At 29.6% G+C, this 5,007-nt stretch carries 3 protein-coding genes; 1 reads left to right on the top strand and 2 read right to left on the bottom strand.

Going from position 1 to position 5,007, the window contains the following annotated elements; translation table 11 throughout:
* Positions 1-34 precede the first annotated feature (34 nt).
* Positions 35-967, top strand: a complete 933-nt coding sequence (locus OCL94_RS13070) for a site-specific integrase (protein ID WP_262997361.1) — start codon at positions 35-37, stop codon at positions 965-967.
* A gap of 75 nt (positions 968-1,042) precedes the next feature.
* On the opposite strand, the gene OCL94_RS13065 is transcribed toward OCL94_RS13070, so the two are convergent.
* Together OCL94_RS13065 and OCL94_RS13060 are read right to left on the bottom strand one after the other, a co-directional pair.
* Positions 1,043-4,198, bottom strand: a complete 3,156-nt coding sequence (locus OCL94_RS13065) for a type I restriction endonuclease subunit R (RefSeq protein ID WP_262997360.1) — start codon at positions 4,196-4,198, stop codon at positions 1,043-1,045.
* Positions 4,199-4,203: 5 nt separating this feature from the next.
* The gene (locus OCL94_RS13060; protein WP_262997359.1) at positions 4,204-4,851 is read right to left on the bottom strand and encodes a restriction endonuclease subunit S; all 648 of its coding nucleotides are present in this window, start codon (positions 4,849-4,851) and stop codon (positions 4,204-4,206) included.
* Between the last annotated feature and the right edge of the window lie 156 nt (positions 4,852-5,007).

The following is a 5,007-nucleotide window of genomic DNA, read 5'->3' as shown; positions in this document are numbered from 1 at the left end:
CGTGAGTAAAAATTCTTAAAAAGGAGGTATTTTAATGCTAGAAGAAGTAAAAAAAGATGAATTATTCCACATTTATTACAAACGTTGGATTATGATTTACAAAGAAGGTGCAATTAGAAAAGTCACTATGTCAAAGTATTTAATGACACATCAATGGTTAATCAAACTTGCTCCAAAACTTAAATTATGCGATCTTTCAAGAATAACTTATCAACAATTACTTAATGATTATGCCGAAGAACATGAAAAACAAACTACTATGGATTTTCACCATCAGTTAAAAGGCGCTATTCTAGATGCTGTTGATGAAGGATATTTAGAAAGAGATCCTACTCGTAAAGCAATTATTAAAGGTAAAACTCCAAGATCCAAAAAAACTAAGTATTTAAATCAATTCGAGCTTCATACATTGCTTACACAACTCAAATTAGGAAATGAAATCAATTGGGATTGGTTTATTCTATTAGTTGCCAAGACAGGTATTCGCTTCTCTGAAGCATTAGCCGTTACTCCAAATGATTTTGATTTCCCCCGTCAAACTCTAAACATTAACAAAACTTGGGATTACAAAGACGCTGGAGGATTTCTACCAACAAAGAATCAGTCTTCTGTTAGAAAAGTTAAACTAGATTGGCAAACAGTCATCCAGTTCTCCGAACTTACAAAGAATTTACCCGAAGACAAACCAATATTCGTAAAAGGAAAAGGAAAAATTTATAATTCAACTGTAAATAGTCGTTTAACTCATTTATGTAAAAAATCAAATATACCCGAGATTTCAATTCATGGTTTAAGACATACACATGCTTCTGTTCTATTATTTGCCGGTGTATCTATCGCAAGTGTTGCTAGAAGGTTAGGACACGCAAGCATGACTACTACTCAAAAAACATATTTACATGTTATTCAAGAATTAGAGAACCAAGATGTTGATTTGATAATGCGCTCAATTTCAAGCTTAAGTTAAAAATTATTATCTCATGCTGAAGATTTATATAAACAAGAGGTGAAATAGCATTTGTGCCATTTTCACCTCATATTTTTATCTTAATTCATTATCTAACGGAATAATTTCTTTATTAAGTATATTAATCCAATCTTCTTTTATTTGACTTCTATATTTTAGTCCACTTATATCTGCATGTTCTTTTTTAAACTCTGTAAAATTTGCATTTTTCATTATCGTTGTAAAGTATGGAATATCATTCGATTCTGCCACATATTGAATTGCTGATGTATGCAATTCTTTTTCACCAAGTTTCCACTCGTTAGCAAAATCCCTTATTACTTCATTCTTAGCATGCGTAAAATAATTTCTCTTTATACTAAAAATATCATTCTGCTTTTCATTAGGATTGTTATCTATTTGGTTTAATATTTCTTGATAAACATGTCTAACTTTTTCTGATTTATTTAATTTTTTTAAAGCCTTCTCTATTTCTTCTCGTACATTTGTACTATTTGCCTTATAGTTTCCTAATAGCTGGTCAATATATGCGGAATCGATATTATAAGTATTATTGTTATCATCAGAGAAAAATTCAATTTCGCTTAATGAACTATCATCCTTACCATCCTTAAGGTCTTTTAATTTTCCTTTAACATTTTCATAGTTACCTCGATGATTTTCAATGACTTGCATTTTTTCATTTAATGCTTTTTTAGTTTCAATATCATTATTAAATTCATCATAAGTAACTAATGCTTCTAATGCTTTTAAAGTCTTTTGATAATTCTTCACATACTCTATTTGCAAATTAGTATCTGAGTTCTCATCTATATTTGGGTTGTTTTGAATTATTGAATTAAATTCTTTATAATTATTTTCAAATCTTTTCTTTGAATCTTTATACGTTGGATATACTAAATTAGTAGCATTATCTTCATTTGAATATAATTTAGTAGCATTTTCAACATTTCTTTCCATTGTTGCTGGTTTTCTAAAAGTGACGATTAATCCTTTGTCCTTACCTTTAAAAGTTCTGTTTGTTCTTGAGAATGCTTGTATAAGACCAGCGTATTCAAGATTTCTATCCACAAATAAAGTTTGCATTACCGGTGCATCAAATCCTGTTAAAAGTCTGTCTACTACAATTACTAAATCAATTTGTTTACCGAACTCTTTATATTCTGCTTTTTTTCTAGCTAGTCGATTATTGATATCCCCGTTGTAACGCTCAATTCCTTCAAGATTCCAAGAAGTACCGTAATATTTATTATAATCTTCTAATATTTGTTTCATTTCATCTTGCTTCTCTTTTGCTTGATCAATATTTTCGTCTAATGAATAAGTTATCGCAATTCGTGGGAAATCCGGATCTTCTATCGTGCGTCCCTTTCTAAGAGGATGATTTTTGTAACGATTTGTCATCCAATTTTTTTCTTTCTTCATTTTTTTTATAGCATGATAATATTTTTTCGCCATTTCAATCGAAGAGGTTGTTAATATAGCGGATTTTGTTGGTTTTCCATTTCTAAAATCGAATTTAGTGTATGCATTATCTGGTCTAAATATCTTTTCAATTACTAATTCGATATGATCATTAGACTCATATACAGAAGAATCTAAATATGTTTCTTTTTGAACATCAGACATTTCATCAATCTTTTTATTAATCTTATCCGGATAATCTGCAATATCAGGATTATTTAACTTAATGAACTCATAAATCCTATTATATAAAGTATTGTGAACTACAGTATTCTCATGTTCAACTTGAAAACCAAGTACTGAACCATCTTCGAGTGCATTTTTTATAGTGTACGTATGTAATACAGGTCCATATTGATCCAAAGTTGTACGTGCTAATTTCCCGTTTGCTTGCTTTTTATTCACTTCAAAAATAGGTGTTCCAGTAAAGCCAAACCATGTTGATTTAGGAAAGAATGACTTCACATGTTCCATGTTTTCTGACGAAACAGCACGATGGCATTCATCAACAATAAATACAACATGTTGACCTAATAATTTACTGAAACGTGAACTTCCCTTTTCTTCTTCAATTTTTTTAGCTCGCTTTAGTGCAGAATCTAATTTTTGTCTTGTAGTCACAATAACAACGTTAGAATTTGAGTCCGATAATAGTTCATTAGTCAACTCTCTAGTATCACCAGTACCAACAATTAAGCTATTAGATTTTCCTTTACCACTTGTTATTCCTGTATTAAATTCAGAAGCAAATTTAGTAAATTCCGTTGTTGTCTGATTATCCAAATCTTTACGATCTATTAACATTATTGTTCTATCTACACCCGGGCGCTTCGCAAGAAGCTTAGTTGCTACAAATGATGTTAATGTCTTACCTGAACCTGTTGCATGCCATATATGCCCTGATTCATGTTTACTTACTGATTCCATTAATGCTTCAATTGCATGTATTTGATAAGGATGTAGTACCATAAGCAACTTATTATCCTGGTCTTCACTGACAATTGTGTAGTCTGCAATTAAACGATGTGCATCTGGTATGTTTAATGATTGTTTACAGAATTCATATAAATTATCTACTTTCTTATTATCTTTAGTTCTCCAGGAAAATAAAAATTTCTTATCCATAAATTCAGGTAAAGCATTAGCGAAGTATCTGGTAGTTTGAAGATTAGATACAACGAATAACTGAACAGTTGAATAAATATTATTTCTAAATAATCCTTCTTCAGCGTATTTTTTTATCTGATTAAATGCTTGGTAAATCCCATCTTTTGCATTAGATTTTTTAAGTTCAATTTGTACAATTGGCAGTCCATTAATTAATAAAGTTACATCAAATCGGCGGTTTCTCCCACCATCAACAGAGCTTTGTGTCGCAATTTGATGTACAATTTCATAACTAGAAATACCTCCGCCTATATCTAAATTTGAGTATAATACTAAAGAAACTTCACCCAAGCTGACATCGTCACGATCAATTGTAATACGTGCAATTCCATTCTCTCCTTTTAGCCATTTAGCAGCATCAAAAGGAGTTTGTGTATTATTTAGTAATTCAATTTTTATCTTCTCAAATTCATTATCAGTTAAAGGATAGTCCCTTAATTCAGATACATTATTTTGTGAAATCTTTTGACGCAGATTATTCCATAAATCATTTTCGGATTTTAAATCTTTACGAAAGGTCCATTGATTATAACCTTCGCCCATAAACTCGATAAGTTGTTTTTCAATCTCTAACTCATCATCAAATTCGAAATAATTCATTTTTATCACCCTTTGGGAAACAATTTTTGAAGAAATGCAGCTTTTGTATTAATTAAATTTTGTATTTCTTTTTCTTTTAATTTTATCAGTTGATATTGTTTATTAATAATTAATCCTATTTCTTTCTGTTCTTCTATTTCCGGAATATGAACTTCAATATCCATCAATTTCACTTTTGAAATATTATATCTAGATATTCCTTGTGCTAGTTTCGATATTTTTTTTCTAACGTTTTTGTTTCTTAACAAATAGGCTAAAAAATATGGATCAATTTCAATTTTGGGTCTAAAACCAAAACAGAAACTATTTAGATAAATATTACTTTCTGTTCCCAACCAAACAGACGACATACCTACTTCATCAGGAGTTTCTGAAGAAGTTGTGAATAATACATCACCATACTTCACTTCATTTTGTTTAATATCTACTTCAATTTTTTCTTTTAAATTGAAATCTGCAATAGCATTATTAAAAACATTCAAATAAGTAATATACCATGCATCTCCATGACCAAAATCGTCTTTAGATTTGCCACTTATTCCTGTGTAAGTATCACCTATATCACTCAATTTCATTTTACGCCAGTTATTATCATAAACTATATTAATAATTTTAGGTAAATCTTGATTTTCTGATACAAATAAATTCTCCATTAAAAATTCTAATTCCTTAATATCACTTTTTAACTCACGCTGAAGAAGGGTAAATGCGATAGCTAATGTCAATGTTCTTAAGATATAATATTATTCTCTGGGAAATAATTTTTGCAAAAATCCTTTTTTTATTTCTTTTTTTAATTCCAGCTCTTT

The sequence above is a fragment of the Macrococcus capreoli genome (genome assembly GCF_025628935.1).
GTDB lineage: Bacteria > Bacillota > Bacilli > Staphylococcales > Staphylococcaceae > Macrococcoides > Macrococcoides capreoli.
The sequence above is the reverse complement of the archived record's forward strand: the minus strand, read 5'-3'. Positions and strand labels throughout refer to the sequence as shown.